Annotated in this window: 13 protein-coding genes; 2 read left to right on the top strand and 11 right to left on the bottom strand. The window is 63.1% G+C overall.

Going from position 1 to position 15,091, the window contains the following annotated elements:
• Nucleotides 1-5: 5 nt before the first annotated feature.
• Both FHX11_RS14475 and argH read right to left on the bottom strand, forming a co-directional pair.
• Nucleotides 6-878, bottom strand: coding sequence for an amino acid ABC transporter permease (locus FHX11_RS14475; RefSeq protein WP_184358343.1), 873 nt, complete (start codon nucleotides 876-878; stop codon nucleotides 6-8).
• Entirely contained in the window at nucleotides 875-2,341 is a 1,467-nt protein-coding gene (argH, locus tag FHX11_RS14470; RefSeq protein WP_184358342.1) for an argininosuccinate lyase, read from the bottom strand. The genes FHX11_RS14475 and argH overlap by 4 nt, the downstream gene beginning before the upstream one ends.
• 194 nt (nucleotides 2,342-2,535) lie before the next feature.
• Here argH and FHX11_RS14465 point away from each other — a divergent pair, with 194 nt between their 5' ends.
• Nucleotides 2,536-3,438 (top strand): LysR substrate-binding domain-containing protein, encoded by a 903-nt coding sequence (locus FHX11_RS14465; protein ID WP_184358341.1) that lies wholly within the window; start codon nucleotides 2,536-2,538, stop codon nucleotides 3,436-3,438.
• 14 nt (nucleotides 3,439-3,452) lie between these two features.
• On the opposite strand, the gene FHX11_RS14460 is transcribed toward FHX11_RS14465, so the two are convergent.
• The 4 genes from FHX11_RS14460 to FHX11_RS14445 form a co-directional block, all read right to left on the bottom strand.
• The gene (locus FHX11_RS14460; protein WP_184358340.1) at nucleotides 3,453-4,154 is read right to left on the bottom strand and encodes an ABC transporter ATP-binding protein; all 702 of its coding nucleotides are present in this window, start codon (nucleotides 4,152-4,154) and stop codon (nucleotides 3,453-3,455) included.
• On the bottom strand, nucleotides 4,154-4,936 hold the full coding sequence (locus FHX11_RS14455; RefSeq protein WP_184358339.1) for an ABC transporter ATP-binding protein: 783 nt from the start codon (nucleotides 4,934-4,936) through the stop codon (nucleotides 4,154-4,156). Before FHX11_RS14455 ends, FHX11_RS14460 begins: the two co-directional genes overlap by 1 nt.
• Entirely contained in the window at nucleotides 4,933-6,828 is a 1,896-nt protein-coding gene (locus FHX11_RS14450; protein WP_210292456.1) for an ABC transporter permease, read from the bottom strand. The genes FHX11_RS14455 and FHX11_RS14450 overlap by 4 nt, the downstream gene beginning before the upstream one ends.
• Before the next feature lie 137 nt (nucleotides 6,829-6,965).
• Complete coding sequence (locus FHX11_RS14445; RefSeq protein WP_246781038.1) at nucleotides 6,966-8,132, bottom strand: ABC transporter substrate-binding protein; 1,167 nt, start codon at nucleotides 8,130-8,132, stop codon at nucleotides 6,966-6,968.
• A gap of 274 nt (nucleotides 8,133-8,406) precedes the next feature.
• Here FHX11_RS14445 and FHX11_RS14440 point away from each other — a divergent pair, with 274 nt between their 5' ends.
• Nucleotides 8,407-8,892, top strand: a complete 486-nt coding sequence (locus FHX11_RS14440) for a MarR family winged helix-turn-helix transcriptional regulator (RefSeq protein ID WP_184358336.1) — start codon at nucleotides 8,407-8,409, stop codon at nucleotides 8,890-8,892.
• A 199-nt stretch (nucleotides 8,893-9,091) separates the two neighbouring features.
• On the opposite strand, the gene FHX11_RS14435 is transcribed toward FHX11_RS14440, so the two are convergent.
• Genes FHX11_RS14435 through FHX11_RS14415 form a run of 5 tightly spaced genes read right to left on the bottom strand, consistent with a single transcriptional unit; the run spans nucleotide 9,092 to nucleotide 15,077 of the window.
• On the bottom strand, nucleotides 9,092-10,831 hold the full coding sequence (locus tag FHX11_RS14435) for a hydantoinase B/oxoprolinase family protein (protein ID WP_184358335.1): 1,740 nt from the start codon (nucleotides 10,829-10,831) through the stop codon (nucleotides 9,092-9,094).
• On the bottom strand, nucleotides 10,828-12,927 hold the full coding sequence (locus FHX11_RS14430; RefSeq protein ID WP_184358334.1) for a hydantoinase/oxoprolinase family protein: 2,100 nt from the start codon (nucleotides 12,925-12,927) through the stop codon (nucleotides 10,828-10,830). The genes FHX11_RS14435 and FHX11_RS14430 overlap by 4 nt, the downstream gene beginning before the upstream one ends.
• Nucleotides 12,928-12,977: 50 nt before the next feature.
• On the bottom strand, nucleotides 12,978-13,562 hold the full coding sequence (locus tag FHX11_RS14425; protein WP_184358333.1) for an amino acid synthesis family protein: 585 nt from the start codon (nucleotides 13,560-13,562) through the stop codon (nucleotides 12,978-12,980).
• Nucleotides 13,559-14,143: an amino acid synthesis family protein gene (locus FHX11_RS14420; RefSeq protein WP_184358332.1), complete on the bottom strand. Its 585-nt coding sequence runs from the start codon at nucleotides 14,141-14,143 to the stop codon at nucleotides 13,559-13,561. The genes FHX11_RS14425 and FHX11_RS14420 overlap by 4 nt, the downstream gene beginning before the upstream one ends.
• Nucleotides 14,136-15,077: a UPF0280 family protein gene (locus FHX11_RS14415; RefSeq protein WP_184358331.1), complete on the bottom strand. Its 942-nt coding sequence runs from the start codon at nucleotides 15,075-15,077 to the stop codon at nucleotides 14,136-14,138. The genes FHX11_RS14420 and FHX11_RS14415 overlap by 8 nt, the downstream gene beginning before the upstream one ends.
• Between the last annotated feature and the right edge of the window lie 14 nt (nucleotides 15,078-15,091).

Here is a 15,091-nt window from a genome sequence, read left to right as displayed (position 1 = left end):
GACCCTCACATGGACGCTTTGATCGATTTCGAGCCGCGTGCGAAATAACGCTCGATATAATGCTGCCCGACCGACAGGACGGAGACGACGGCGAGATACCAAAAGCTTGCGACGATCAGCAGCTCGAGAACGCGGGTGTTGGCGAAGTAGATGATCTGCGCATTGTGCAGGATCTCGGAATACTGGATGACGCTTGCCAGCGATGTGAGTTTCACCATGCCGATCACTTCGTTGCCGATCGGCGGGACCATGACGCGCATGGCCTGCGGCAGCACGATGCGGCGCAGCATCTTCATCTGCGTCATGCCGATGGTCTTGGCTGCCTCGTACTGGCCGCTATCGACCGAGAGCAGGCCGCTCCTGACGACCTCGGACGTATAGGCGCCCTGGGAAATGCCGAGGCCGAGCATGGCGGCGACGAAGGGCGTCATCACGTCGACGGTGCGGAATTCGATCAGGCCGTGGATGCCCAAGGTCGGAAAGATCAGTGCCAGGTTGAACCATAGCATCAGCTGCAGCAGTGCCGGGGCACCGCGAAAGATCCAGACATAGCCGATGGCGATGGAGGACAGCACCGGATTGCCGGAAATGCGCATGATGGCGATAAGGACGCCGAGCACGATGCCGAGCGCCATGGCGGCCACGGTCATCAGCAGCGTGTTCGTCAGGCCGTCGAGTATGGCGGGCGCGAAAAGGAAGTCGCGAACGTAGCTCCACTCTATCTGCCCGACGCTGAAAGCACGCACCAGCCCCGCGAGCAGGACGAGGACGATGGCGGCGGCGACCATGCGGCCGATATGCGGCTTCGGCACCAGGCGCAGATGGGCGATCTCGTATTTGTCATCGGTGGGGGACGGGGTGGTGCTTGCGGCGGTCATCGGCTTCGGGGCTCCTGGGAGGCGTTGTCTCCACGTATGGCCTTGGTCGCCGTTCCCGGCGCATCGGCAAAAGCGCGGCAGGCATCGATCGCCGTTTCGAAGCGGGCAATCTGCTCGCGGACACGAGCCGGGGCCGTGGCGCCGTAACCGGTGCGGCTCGCGAGTGCATTGTCCAACGTGATGGCGGCCAGCACGCCCTTGTTCAGCCGCGGGTCGATCTTCGGCAGATCGTCCGCGGTCAGTCCGGCAAGATCATGGCCGCGTTCCTCGCAGTAACGAACGACCGCGCCGGTGATCTCGTGCGCCTCCGCGAAGGGCACGTTCTGGCCGACCAGCCAGTCTGCGACCTCGGTTGCCAGCGTGAAGCCCTTGGGCGCTTCTTCCCGCAGTTTCGCGACGTCGAATTCCAGCGTCGCGACCATGCCGGCAAAGGCGGGCAGGACGAGTTCGAGAATGTCGATGGTTTCGAACAGGCTGCGCTTGTCTTCCGCCAGGTCGCGATTATAGGCGAGCGGCATGGCCTTCATCGTCGCCAGGAAGCCCGTGACGTTGCCAATCAGCGTTCCCGACATGCCGCGCGTCAGCTCGGCAATATCCGGGTTCTTCTTCTGCGGCATGATGGAGGAGCCGGTGGAATAGGAATCGTGCAGCCTGACCCAGCTGAACTGCTTGGAGCTCCAGATGCAGATCTCCTCGGAAAGCCGCGACAGATCGACGGCGACCAGCGAGCATATGAAGAGGAACTCGGCGACATGGTCGCGGGCCGCAACCGCGTCGATCGAGTTTTCGCAGGCGGCGGAGTAGCCGAGCTCGATGGCCGACTGGTCGGGCCGGCAGGCAATACCCGATCCCGCGAGAGCGGCGGCGCCAAGCGGCGAGCGGTCGAAGCGGCGATCCCAGTCCTCGAAGCGCTGCAGGTCGCGCAACAGTGACTGCGCGTGCGCCATCAGGTGATGACCGAGAACGATCGGCTGGGCGGGCTGGAGATGGGTAAAACCGGGCATGACCGTCTCGGTGTGCCGCGACGCCTGATCCATCAGCGCTTCCTGGACCGCGATGATCTCCCGCGAAAGTTCGCGCGCCATGCGGCGCAGATAAAGACGGGTATTGTTGGCCGTCTGGTCGTTGCGGGACCGTCCGGCGCGCAGTTTCCCGCCGAGCGTGCCGAGCCGCGCCATCAGCAGCCGTTCGAGGAAAGTGTGAACATCCTCGTCTCCGGGGATCGGCGCCTCGATGCCGGAACCGACGTCCGTCTCGATGGCATCGAGCGTTGCGCGAATGGCCAGGAACTCGCTTTCGACCAGCACCCCGGCGCGCGTCAATTCGGAGGCATGGGCGCGGGAGCCGGCGATATCCTCGCGATACAGGCGGAAGTAGGATTTCGGCGCGCGCGAGAGATTGGCCAGAGCTTCGGACGGTCCGGACTTGAAGCGTCCACCCCAAAGCTGAGTGGGTTCAGGCATTGGCATTCCCCTGCTGTTTAAACTTTCGGCAAGGCTCCCACGTGCTCGTTTCATGGGCAAGCGAAGTTATTTCACCCCGCTATGACAAAAACGACTAGCTCGGATATCGCATTGGGTTTACCGATATTGGTGCGAAAATTTCGGCCATGCCGCTGAGGCGCGATATGGCCGATTGGCAATGGAGCGGGGTTCGCATGGCATCCGGTCGACAGCGTCTGCCTTCCACAACCGCGCTGCAGGTGCTGCTGGCGGTGGCCGAAAGAGGATCGACCAGCGCTGCGGCCGAGAGCACGTCGCTATCGCAGAGCGCCGTCAGCAAGCAATTGCTGGCATTGGAAAATCTGATTGGCAGTCCCGCTTTCATCCGCACGCCGCGCGGCATGGTCCCCACAGAGGTCGGCGCCATCTACATCGAGCATGCGCGGGTGGTGGTGAAGGCGATGGAGGACGCGGCACTGCGCGTCGCCCGGCTGAAGCCGGGCCCGCGCGTCCTGCGGCTGCAGGTGCTGCCGATCTTCGGCGATCGTTGGCTGCTGCCACGCTTTGCGCAATTTGCGGAGACGCATCCGGAGATCGAGGTGCAGTTCACGACCTTCGTGTCGCCGACCCAATCCGAAGCGCCGGACGGGATATTCCATTTTCTCCCGGAACCCCGACAAGAGAAGGACATGCATTATCTTTTCGGCCACGAGGTGCTTCTGGTGAGCGCGCCATCCTATTGGGAAAAGAACGGCCTGCCGGAAACGATTGCGGATCTGGCCAGGGGAGAGATGCTGGAGCATCCGCAGACCCCGCTGCACTGGCGATACTTCGCCGAGAGCAATGGCAAGGCCGATCTCGAAGTACGGCATATCACGCGCTTCGGATATTATACCATGGTGATCCGCGCGGCACTTGCGGGGCAGGGCATGGCGCTGATCCCGCGCGGCCTGATGCTGGACGAGCTCGCGGCCGGAAAGCTGGTCAATCCTCGTGGCTTCGGGTACCGCAGCAGCTATGGCTATTGGTTCGCGATGCCGCATGGGGTGAAGCCGAACTCGTCCATGGAATCCTTCAGGACATGGCTAATGGCGCAGGCGCAGGAAATGCGGGATTGATCCCAAATCACTCATCACATGGTGAGATAGGCTTGGCGAATATCCTCGCGGCTTTCAAGTTCGGCAATGGTGCCGGAATATTGGATTGCGCCCTTTTCGAGAATATAGGCACGATCGGATATCAGCCGCGCGAAATGCAGGTTTTGTTCCGACAAAAGGATCGACAGCCCCTCGCGCTTCATGGTGACGATCGCGTCCACCATCTGCTCGACGATCTTGGGCGCCAGCCCCTCGGATGGTTCGTCGAGCAGGATCAGATGGGGATTGCCCATGAGCGTGCGGCCTATGGTCAGCATCTGCTGCTCGCCGCCGCTCATGTTGCCGGCCGGTCTTTTGCGCATGCCGCCGAGGTTCGGGAAGATCTCGTAGATACGCTGCGGCGTCCATAGTGCACGTTGATCGCGCCCCGCCTGCCGTCCGACTTCGAGATTTTCCTCCACGGTGAGTGCGGTGAAGATGCGCCGGTCTTCCGGCACGTAGCCGAGCCCCCTGCGGGCGATGTCGAACGGCGCAAACCTGGAAACATCCTCGCCGCGAAACCGGATCTCCCCCTGTTTCGAGGTGAGCAGGCTCATGATCGACTTGAAGGTCGTGGATTTGCCGGCGCCGTTGCGGCCCAGCAAAGCGACCACCTCGCCCTCGGCGACCTGCAATTCCACGTCGAACAGGATATGAGCGGGTCCGTACCAGCTATTGAGACGGGATACTTCCAGCATCAGCCCTCCGATCTGTTGGCATAAAGCAGGCCGGAGCCGAGATAGACGGCCTGGACGTCGGGATTGGTCCGGATTGTTTCGGGAGATCCTTCGGCGATGATCGTGCCGCGATTGAGCACGAGGATCCGCGACGCATGTTCGAAGACGATGTCCATGTCATGCTCGGTGAAGAGAACGCCGATCTGTCTTTCCTCGACAATCCGGGCGGTCAGCCTCATCAGTTCGATGCGTTCCCGCGGGGCCATGCCGGCGGCGGGTTCGTCCATCAGCAGGAGTTTCGGATCGCCCGCCAGCGCGATGGCAAGCTCGAGCCGCTTGACATCGCCATAGGGAAGTTCGCGACAGGGACGATCGGCCTGGTCGCCGAGACCGATCAGTCCGATCAGTTCTTCGGCCCTATGGCGGAATTTTCGATCCAGCCGCCCGAAGAAGCCGGTCCATCCCGAGAGATCTTCGGCATGGGACAGGATCGCCACCTGCACATTCTCCCGAACCGTCATCGACAGATAGACTTCCGCAATCTGGAACGTCCGGCCGACGCCGAGGCGGAAGATCCGGGCGGGTGAAAGGCCCGATGTGCTGACCCCGTCGAGGACCACGGCCCCTGCATCGGGCGTGATCTGTCCGTTCAGCATGTTGAAGCAGGTGCTTTTTCCGGCGCCGTTCGGGCCGATGAGCGCCAGCAACTCGCCACGGACAAGCGAAAAGGAGACGTCGGTGACCGCCTTGACGCCCTGATAGCTCTTGCTCAGATGCGATACCGACAGAAGCGGCTGGTTCATGGCGCATCCCCCATCTTGGCGAGCGGCTGCGAAAGCGTTTGCGGAAGGATTGCCTGTTGCTGTTTGCGAGCGCCTAATATGCGGCCCAGCGTTCCGACAATTCCTTCCGGAAAGGCCACGACCAGCAGGATGATGAGGCCGCCAAGGATCATGCGGGAGAGATCGGTGTTGCTCATCAGCCAGATGGAGGCGGTCTTGTAGATGATCGCGCCGACAATGCCGCCCGATACCGTGCCGAAACCGCCAAGCAGAACCATGACGAGGCCGTCGATCGACATCGGAATGCCGAGTACTTCGGGAAAGATGCTTCCTTTCTGAAATGCCAGAAGCGAGCCGGCAAGGCCGGCAAAGAAGGCGGATACGACAAAGGCCGTATGCTGGACCGCACGGCGCGGGATGCCGGTTGCCGCCGCGCGCTGCGGCGAATCCCTGAGTGCTCTCAGGGCATGGCCGAATGGCGCAAAGGTCAGATAGCGGATGCAGCCAACCGAGAGGACGGCCGCCGCAAGCGTGAGCCAATAGAAGGCCCTAGCCCCGCTCGCCCAGTCGGACGGCCAGACGCCGACGATGCCGTTGTCGCCGCCGGTGACGTCGACCCACTGGTAAGCGATCGACCAGAAGATCTGCGCGAAGGCCAGAGTGAGCATGGCGAAATAGATGTTGGACAGCCGGACGCAGAACCATCCCGAGACGAGGGATATGGCAGCTGCAACGACAGGCCCGATGACGAGGGCAAGTTCCATCGGCACGCCGAGCCACTGGATCGACAGGGCTGCCCCATAGGCGCCGAGGCCGAGGCTTGCCGCGTGGCCGAAGGAATCCAGCCCGCCGACCGACATCATGAATTGAAGACTGGTGGCGAAGATCACGGCGATCAGGACTTCGCTCGCGACGCCGAGGCCGTAATTGCCGAGCACCATCGGCAGCAGGACAGCAGCGAGGATCAGCATGCCGGTGGCGACACGGCTGCGCGGATCGAGCGGCCGCCATGTCGTCCTTGCCGCATAGCCGGCGCGCGACGCCGGCAGCGGCTTGCCGAAGAAGCCCCAGGGGCGCAGGACAAGGACGACCGCCATGACCACGAACATCAGCACGAGGGAGATGCCCGGAAACACCAGGATGCCGAAGGCGTTCAGCTCGGAGACGACGATGGCGGCCAGAAAGGCGCCGCCGATGCTGCCGAGCCCGCCGATCACCACCACCACGAAAACCTCGGTGATGATCGACAGATCCATGAAATGGGTTACGGCATCGCGCGGGATTTGCAGGCCGCCGCCAAAGGCGGCGAGGAAGACGCCGAGCGCGAAGACACCGGTGAAAAGCCATTTCTGGTTCACGCCAAGCGCGCTGACCATGTCGCGGTCCTGGGTCGCCGCGCGCACGAGAATGCCCCAGCGCGAGCGATGCAGCAGCAGCCAGAGCAAGCCGAGGACGGCGGGTCCGAGAGCGATGAGCACGAGATCATAGGCGGGAAAGGGCCGGCCGAGGATTTCGACGGCGCCGGAGAGGCCCGGCGCTCGTGGCCCGACCAGATCTTCCGGTCCCCAGATCAGCCGCACGCCGTCCTCGACCACGAGCGTGACGCCGAAGGTGGCCAGAAGCTGCAGGAGCTCGGGAGCGCGGTAGATGCGGCGCAGCAGCAGGATTTCCAGCAGGCTGCCGCAGACCGCGACGACGGCGGCGGAGACAAGCAGGGCAACCCAGAAGCCGAAGGCGCTCTCCCAGCGGGTCGTCAGGCTATAGGCCAGATAGGCGCCCAACATGTAGAAGGCGCCATGGGCGAAATTGACGATGCGCGTCACGCCGAAGATCAACGATAGTCCGGACGCGACCAGGAACAGCGAGGCGGCATTCGAGAGCCCGGTCAGGAACTGCAGAATATAAAGGTCCAACGGAGGCTCCCTGCCCATTTAACAAGGGTGGCATTCGCCTGGGATGCGAATACCGGCGCAGTGCGTTATGATGGAATGCATGCCGGTCTTGCCGGCGGAGGAACCCAAGGTGCGACCGCCGGCTGTCGATGGTTCCGTCAGGGACGCAGCTTGGCGGCGTCGGCCTCGCTCGGCAGGAATTCGCTGCCGCTATGGTACTGGAAATCGACCATCACGCCCTTTCCATCCTTGAGGGCAGTCTTGCCGATGAAGGCGCCGAGCGTCGATTGATGATCCGCAGCGCGATAGGTGATCGGGCCGAAGGGGGTGTCGACAGAGACACCCTTGGCGGCGGCAATCAGCGCGTCCGTATCGGTCGACTTGGCCTTGGTCAGGATGGCGGCCATCGACTTGACCAGCGCATAACCGACCACCGAGCCGAGGCGGGGATAGTCGTTGTAGCGCTTCTGGTAGGCATCGACAAAGGCCTTGTGTGCCGGCGTGTCGACGGAATACCAGGGGTAGCCGGTGACGATCCATCCTTCCGGCGTGTCGGTCTTCAGCGGATCGAGATATTCAGGCTCTCCGGTCAGGAAGGAAACCACCGAGCGGCCCTTGAAGAGGTCGCGTGTCGTGCCTTCGCGCACCAGCTTCACCAGGTCGGCGCCGAACTCGACGTTGAGGATCGCATCCGGTTTGGCCGCCTCGATAGCCTGCGCCACGGAGCCGGCGTCGATCTTGCCCTGCGGCGGCCATTGCTCGGCGACGAATTCCACGTCGGGCCGGGCCTTCTGCAGCAGTTCCTTGAACACCGCAACGGCGCTTTGTCCGTATTCGTAGTTCGGTGCGATGGTTGCCCAGCGCTTCGCCGGCAGCTTGGCGGCTTCCTGCGCCAGCATGGCGGCCTGTACGTAGTTCGGCGGGCGCAGGCGGAAGGTATAGTCGTTCCCCTTCGACCAGATCATCGCGTCGGTCAGGGGTTCTCCCGCCAGATAAAAGACCTTCTTCTGCTTGGCGAAATCGGCAACAGCCATGCCGACATTCGAGAAGAAGGAGCCGGAGATCATCACCACCCCTTCCTTTGCGACCAGCTCGTTTGCCGCCGTCAGCGCGTCGCCGGGCTTGCCGCCATCATCCTTGGAAATGATCACCAGGGTATCGCCGTTGATGCCGCCGGCCGCATTGACTTCGTCAAGCGCCAGCTGCCAGCCCTTCTTATAGGGATCGGTGAAGGCGGGTAGCGCGGAGTAGCTGTTGATCTCGCCCACCTTGATCTCGCCGGCCATCGCTTGTGTTCCGGCCGCCAGACAAAGGGCCGTACCCATAATCGCAAAAAGTCCTCTCATTTTCGTCCTCTCTGGATTGATCTGTTTTGATTCTTGTTCTTGCGGCACGTCATCGGCGGCATCGAATTTCGAGCGCGTGCAATCGCGATCCATAGCTTGTCGCCTGAGGGTATGATCTGGTGTGTTCACTATAAATGCAAGGTCTTTCTGTGCATAAATTTTAAGCGAAACCACCCAGAAATCCAGCATTTCCCGCTTGCCAACCGCAAGGAGAAGATGGAAGTTCGCGTGTACACACTAATCTTGGCGATGGATGGCTGATGTGAAGCACGATAGGCCGGATACGGACGACTATGATGTCACGCAGCAAGTGGGCCATCTGCTGCGCAGGGTGTATCAACGGCATCTGTCGATCTTCCAGGAAAACGCCTCCGATCCCAATCTGACCTCCGTCCAGTTCGTCACCCTTTGCGCGCTTCGCGATCATGGGCCGAGTTCCCAGACCGAGTTGGTCAAGGCCACGGCTGTCGATCAGGGTACGATCCGCGGCATCATCGAACGTCTTTCCGCACGCGGCCTGATCACCACCTCCGGGGATGAGCAGGACGGCCGCAAGATCATCATGTCCCTGACGCCGGCTGCGGAGCACTTGCTGGAGGAGATGATACCGGCGGCGCGTCTCATCAGTGAGCTGACGATGGGGGACCTCAATCCTGCCGAACGCGTGGCCCTGCTTTATCTGCTGCGCCGTATTCTGAACTATCATGATGAGAGATCATCGAGCGCGCCGGAGAAATAGACTGGCGAGAGCTGCTAGCCTTCGACAGCAGCTCCCTTTTCGAGCCATCCGGTCTCCGTCCGAAAGGCATCGCTCACCATTGTCGAAGCGCTGGACCTTGCGGGCGATCAGGCCACAGGCGACTTAGCCGAGGCTTGCGCCACGCGTTCGTCGTCTCGTCTCTGAATTCTTTCTTTTCGCAATGACGGCCAATCTATGCCTAGCGGCTGGCACGGGCTCGTTCGGTGGCGTTCATATCCGCATGGCAATCCACTGTTACGACGACACCGAACAGATCGAGCGCCTCGGCCGATGTATAACGACCGAGCCGCACGTCTTCCACGACGGCCCGTGGATCGCGTGTCAGCGGGTCGCCGTAGCCGCCGCCGCCCGGGGTGCCGACGCGGACGCGGTCGCCGGGTTTCAGTGCGATATCCTGCGCTTTCGAGAGATGCTCCGGCGTCATCGCTTCACCGCTGCGCCAGACCGTGACGCTGTTGGTCTGTCCGTCGCTGCCGCCAAGCGCGCCCTGCGGTCCGAAACGACCGTGATCCATGACGAAGCTCGCTGTCGCGGCACCGCGCCGGAGCTCGATCTCGTAGTCGAGACCGAAACCGCCACGATGCTTGCCGGCACCACCGGACCCTTCGCGGAGGGCATAGCGATGATAAAGCACGGGGAATTGCTGCTCCATGATCTCGACCGGCGGCGCCTTGGAAATGCCGATGGTCGAGCAGCCATTGGCAAGCCCGTCATGATCGCTGTTGCCGCCGTAGCCGCCACCGGAAATCTGGTACATGACGTAGCCGCGTCCGCGTTCCGGATCGTGGCCGCCGAGCGCGAAATTGCCCGAACTTCCGGCCGGTGAGGCCGTCACCCGGTCCGGCAGTGCCTCGACCAGAGCTGCGAACACCGCCTCGGCGATACGCTGGCTGACTTCCGCGGCGCAGCCCGAGACGGGGCGCGGATAATGGGCGTCGAGGAAGGTTCCTTCCGGCGTTTTCACCTTCAACGGTTCGAAGGCGCCGGCGCTGATCGGAACATCCGGGAAGATATGGCGCATGGCGAGGTAGACGGAGGATAGTGTCGTTGCCAGAACCGAATTCATCGGCCCGGCGCAGGGCTTCGACGATCCCTCGAAATCAAAGGAGAGTTCATCGCCCGTCGCGGTGATCGAAAGGCGGATTTCGAGCGGCTCGTCGACCACACCATCGCTGTCGATATAGGCGACGGAACGATAGGTGCCTTTCGGGATCAGCCGGATATTGGCGCGCATCTGTTCGGCGGCGCGGCGGCGCAATTCGCCGATCGCTTGGGCGACCGTATCGTCGCCATATCGTTCGAGAATGCGCACCAGCCTTTCCTGGCCGACCAGAAGGGCGGCTGCCTGTGCCTTCACATCGCCGATGCGTTGCTCGGAGACGCGGATGTTCGAGCAGATGATCGCGTAGATCTCTGTGTCGAGCTTGCCTTCCTTGAAGAGCCGCACTGGCGGCAGGCGCAGGCCCTCCTGTTCGACTGAGGTGGCCGAGGCCGAGAAGCCGCCGGGGACGGCACCGCCCGTGTCCGGCCAATGACCGGTGTTCGATAGCCAGCAAAAGATCTCGCCGTTGCGATAGACCGGCATGGCAAAGCGCACGTCCATCAGATGCGTGCCGCCGAGATAAGGGTCGTTGACGATATAGATGTCGCCCGGCTTCGGCGCGGCGGCCCTGCCGGAGGCGATCATCTCGATCAGCGTGCGCGTCGAATATTGCATGGTGCCGACGAAGACCGGCAGGCCGCCGGCGCCTTGCGCGATCAGCGAGCCGTCCTCGGCCGAATAGATGCCGTCCGAGCGGTCGTTGGCTTCGGCGATGACCGGCGAGAAAGCCGCGCGGGAAAAGGTCAGGTCCATTTCATCGCAGACCTGTTGCAGGCCGGACTGGATGACGCTCAGCGTAATGGGGTCGATGCTCATTGGCCGGCTCCGATCGAGATGATGATATTGCCGTCGTCGTCCTGGGTGGCGACGTCGCCGGGCTCGAGGATGATGGTCGTATCCATCTGCTCGATGATCGCCGGCCCCGATATGGTTGCCTCAAGCGGCAGGTGATCGCGCCAGTAGATTGGCGTTTCCCGCCAGCCATCGAACCAGACCGGGCGTGTGCCGGTCTGCGCTTCGGTAAGCGTTGCCTTGCGACCCGCCGCATCGATCAGCATGGACAGATCGATCTCCGTGCGCCGGCCGATGACCGAGGTGTTGACGTTGACGAGACTGGCGCGGATTTCCGGAAGCTCGACATGGAAGCGGTTGAAATAGGCCTCCTCGAAGCGTGCCTGCAATTCGGCCCTGGTCGGCATTGCGCTCGGTAGCGGCACGCGCAGCAGATGCGTCTGGCCGATGAACTGCATATCGACGGAGCAAATCTCGCGGATCTCGCGAATGGCGACCGCCTCCTTGCCGATCAGGCGGCGTCCTTCGGCCGACTGCTTTTCGAAGAGCGTATGCACGAGGTCCATATCGGCGACATCGAGCGGACGGTTGACCGTGTTGACGAAATCATGCCGGAGATCGGCAACGACGCAGCCGAGCGCATTGGTGATCCCCGGACGAGACGGCGTCAGTACCCTTGGAATGCCGAGTTCCCGCGCGATCGCGGTCGCATGCAGCGGGCCGGCGCCGCCGAAGGAAAACAGCGCGAAATCGCGCGGATCCTCGCCGAGACTGACCGAGACCATGCGCACCGCATCGGCCATGCGGGCGTTGGCGATGCGGATGACGGCGGCCGCCGCCGCCGTGGCGTCAAGTCCGAGCGGCCGGCCGAGCTTTTCCTCGAACAGGTCGCGAATGCCGTCGATGGAAATACCGCCAGGAACCGAGTTGAGCTTGGAGGGATTGAGGCGACCGAGCAGCAGGTTGGCGTCGGAGATGGTCGGTGTCGTGCCGCCACGGCCATAGCAGATCGGCCCCGGCATGGCGCCGGCGCTTTCCGGGCCGACCTGCAGCAGGCCGGCGGCCGTAACCTTGGCGATCGAACCGCCGCCGGCGCCAACGGTGCGGACATCGACCATCGGCACATGGATCGGCATCGCATATTCGATCTCGATCTCGTTGGAGACCGCCGGTTCAGCGTTGCGGATCAGCGCAACGTCGGTCGACGTGCCGCCCATGTCGTAGGTGATGAGGTTCGGAATGCCGGCGCGGCGGCCGGTATAGGCGGCCGCCATGACGCCGGAGGCGGGGCCGGACATCACCGTCTTTGCGGCTTCCTTGGCGACGTGATGTGCGGAGACCATGCCGCCATTGCCGTTCATGACGAGAACATCGTGTCTGTAGCCCTTGGTCGCGAGCTGTTCGGCGAGGCGCTCGATATAGCGCGCGAGCAGCGGCTGCACCGACGCATTGACGGCGGCCGTGACGCCGCGCTCGAACTCACGGCTTTCAGACAGAAGCGCATGGCCGAGCGTGATATTGCCGTTCGGCCAGATCTCGGCGGCGATCTCGCCGGCGCGCAGCTCATGTGCCGGATTGGCGTAGGCATGCAGGAAATGGATGACCAGCGACTCGCAACCTGCGTCCACCAGGGCTTTGAGCGCAGTGCGGAGCGCCTCCTCATCGAGCGTGATCAGCACGTTGCCGGCGGCATCCATGCGCTCGGGAACTTGCAGCCGAAGATCGCGCGGAATGATCGGACGGAATTCGCCCTTCATGCCATAGGGGTTCGGGCGCGTGCGCCGGCCGAGCTCCAGCACGTCGCGAAAACCGCGTGTGGTGATCAGGCCCGTGCGGCAGAGATTGCGCTCGAGAACGGCATTGGTGGTGGTGGTGGTGCCGTGAACGATGAGGTCGAGCGCTGCGACATCGGCTTCTGCCGCATCGAGCGCATTGAGGACGCCGAAAGCCTGATTGTCGAGCGTCGTCGGCGTCTTGGCGAGACGGACCTTGCCGGAGATCGTGTCGAAGAGCACGAGATCGGTAAATGTGCCGCCGACATCGATACCCGCGACCTGCGATTGTTCAGGCGTCGGGGCCGATGGTTCATTCGAAGGAGACTGAGTCACGACTGTTCCCATTATTGTTTGCATGCAAATGAATAAACGGCGCCACGATCCTGGAGCATGCCCTAGCGCAGGCCGTCCTTGCCTTCGACGTCGGATGCCTTCAGCCCGCCGACGCGGGCAAGCGGCCTGCCGCTATCGGTCACGGCGACGGCCACCATGATTTCCGCCGGACGCGGCGCATCGGCAAGGCTCACCTCCATCCCGTCGAAATGTGATCGCACATAGGCGGCATCCTTGTGCCCGAGCGGGATATCGAGGGGCCGGCCGGGGCCGCCGCGCTTTTTCGAGGACGGTACCAGTGCCGCTCCTTTTTCCACGGCCTCGCGCAGCGGCTTTCCGAGCGAGGGATGCAGCAGGGCGGCCGCATGTTCCAGCTCGCCGTCCTCGCCGACCAGCGCCGCCTTGCCATAGCTTTCGGCCTGCGCCGGCGAAATCCCGAGCGCTTCGACGCATTTGCGGCCAAGCAGGCCGCCGAGTTCGGCGCCGATGTCGATCAGCGGTGTCAGATCCTCGACATAACGGCCGGCGAAAGGATTGGCGATGACGGCGACGGCCGCAGCCTTGCGCGTCGGCGGCGAGATGGCCTGACCCATCTCGCTGAGTGTCTCCTCGACGAAGACGGTGATCTTGCGGATCTCGGCGATCAACGCAGGCCGTCCTCGCCCTTGATGTCCTCGGCCTTCAGGCCGCCGCTGCGGGCATGGACGCGCGGGCCGGTTGTCATGACAAGCACGACCGCCATCTCGTTGGCGCGCGGACCGTCCGGTACGCCGACTTCCATCGCGTCGAAATGGCTGCGCACATAGGAGGCGTTGATATGGGTGACCGGCACGTCCAGCCGCGTGCCGGGTCCGCCGACCTTCTTCGAGGAGGGTACGATCGCCTTGGCGCCGCCCAGCACTTCGCGCATGGCGTAGCCGCCCGGCGCATGCCAAAGCGCGCCATGTTCCAACTCGCCGGCCTGACCGACGATGATGCCCTTGCCGTATCCCTCAACGACGGAGGCGTCGCCGCCGAGTGCTGCGACCAGACGGTTTGCCATATCGAGGCCGAGCGGCTCCAGATCCTTCATGAAGCCGGTGATTTCCTCGTGATAGCTGCCCGCAAACGGATTTTCGATGACGGCAACGATCGCTCCCCGCTTCAGCGGCGTTGCGACCGGCTTGCCGCCTTCGTGGTAAATTTCCTCGATGATAGTGAGGAACTTGCGGATCTTGACGTCAGGCATTGGAAAACCGCTCCGTGGATTGATCGATTGAAAGAGGTGAGGCTGCACGTGGTTGGGCTGCGGCCGGCATGGCGAGCAGGCCCCGGTTCTTGAGAAAGAGACCAGCGCGATCGATAAGGCCGATCGCGATGAAATGTTCCGCTCTGGCAAGGCCACGGGAAAGGGCCATGTCGATCTCCGCATCCGTCAGGGGGCCGCAGCCGGTGACCACAAGGCGCTCGCCGAGATCGCTGTCGTCGACGACGTCGATGGCGCGCGCCCGGTGGATGGCGGCATGACCGGGGAGGTCGACGGCATTGGCAACAAGCGTGACCGCCGCGTCGGCGGCAGCCGCATTTGCCGCCAATACGGTCACGGAATCGGCGATCCCCATCGACAGGCTGCGCCCGCCACGTCCACTGGTGGCGATGCCGCGCGTGGGGCCGGAAGCGCGGAGCGCGAAATCGCCAAGCGAGACGCCGTCCTCGCGCGCCATGCGGACATGAAACTCCGCGTCGCCATCTAGATGGACGGCAATGTCGCCGCCATTGTTGACATAGGCCCGATGTGGGCAATCGCCCTCGTCGAATACCGCCAGCATCGCCGCCAGGATTTCGTCGGCGACGGCACCGGCAACGGCTGCCATCGGCGTGATGAAATGGTCAGTGGCAAAGGGCCGGACCGCGGCGAGCATGCGTCGGGCGACCACGCCCGCAGGCACTGGACCGCCAATTCCGGCGGGAGTGCGGAGCAGCGGCAGTTCGCTCACCAGCTCGTCGAGGATAGTCTGAAAACGCGCAATAGCAGCTGAAAAGGCACCGGCGCGACGTTTGGTTTCGCCCCTGCGGGCCGTGGGGCCGTCATCGACACCGATGACGAGATCGATCGGCCCGTGCTGCAGGTGCAGCCGGCCGTTCGGATCGCCATCGAGATATCGGGCAACGGGCCGCGACATGCTATTGCTCCTCC

The sequence above is a fragment of the Rhizobium sp. BK602 genome, from assembly GCF_014195095.1.
Classification (GTDB): domain Bacteria; phylum Pseudomonadota; class Alphaproteobacteria; order Rhizobiales; family Rhizobiaceae; genus Rhizobium.
Note: the sequence above shows the minus strand (reverse complement) of the source record. Positions and strands in the feature narration are given on the sequence as shown.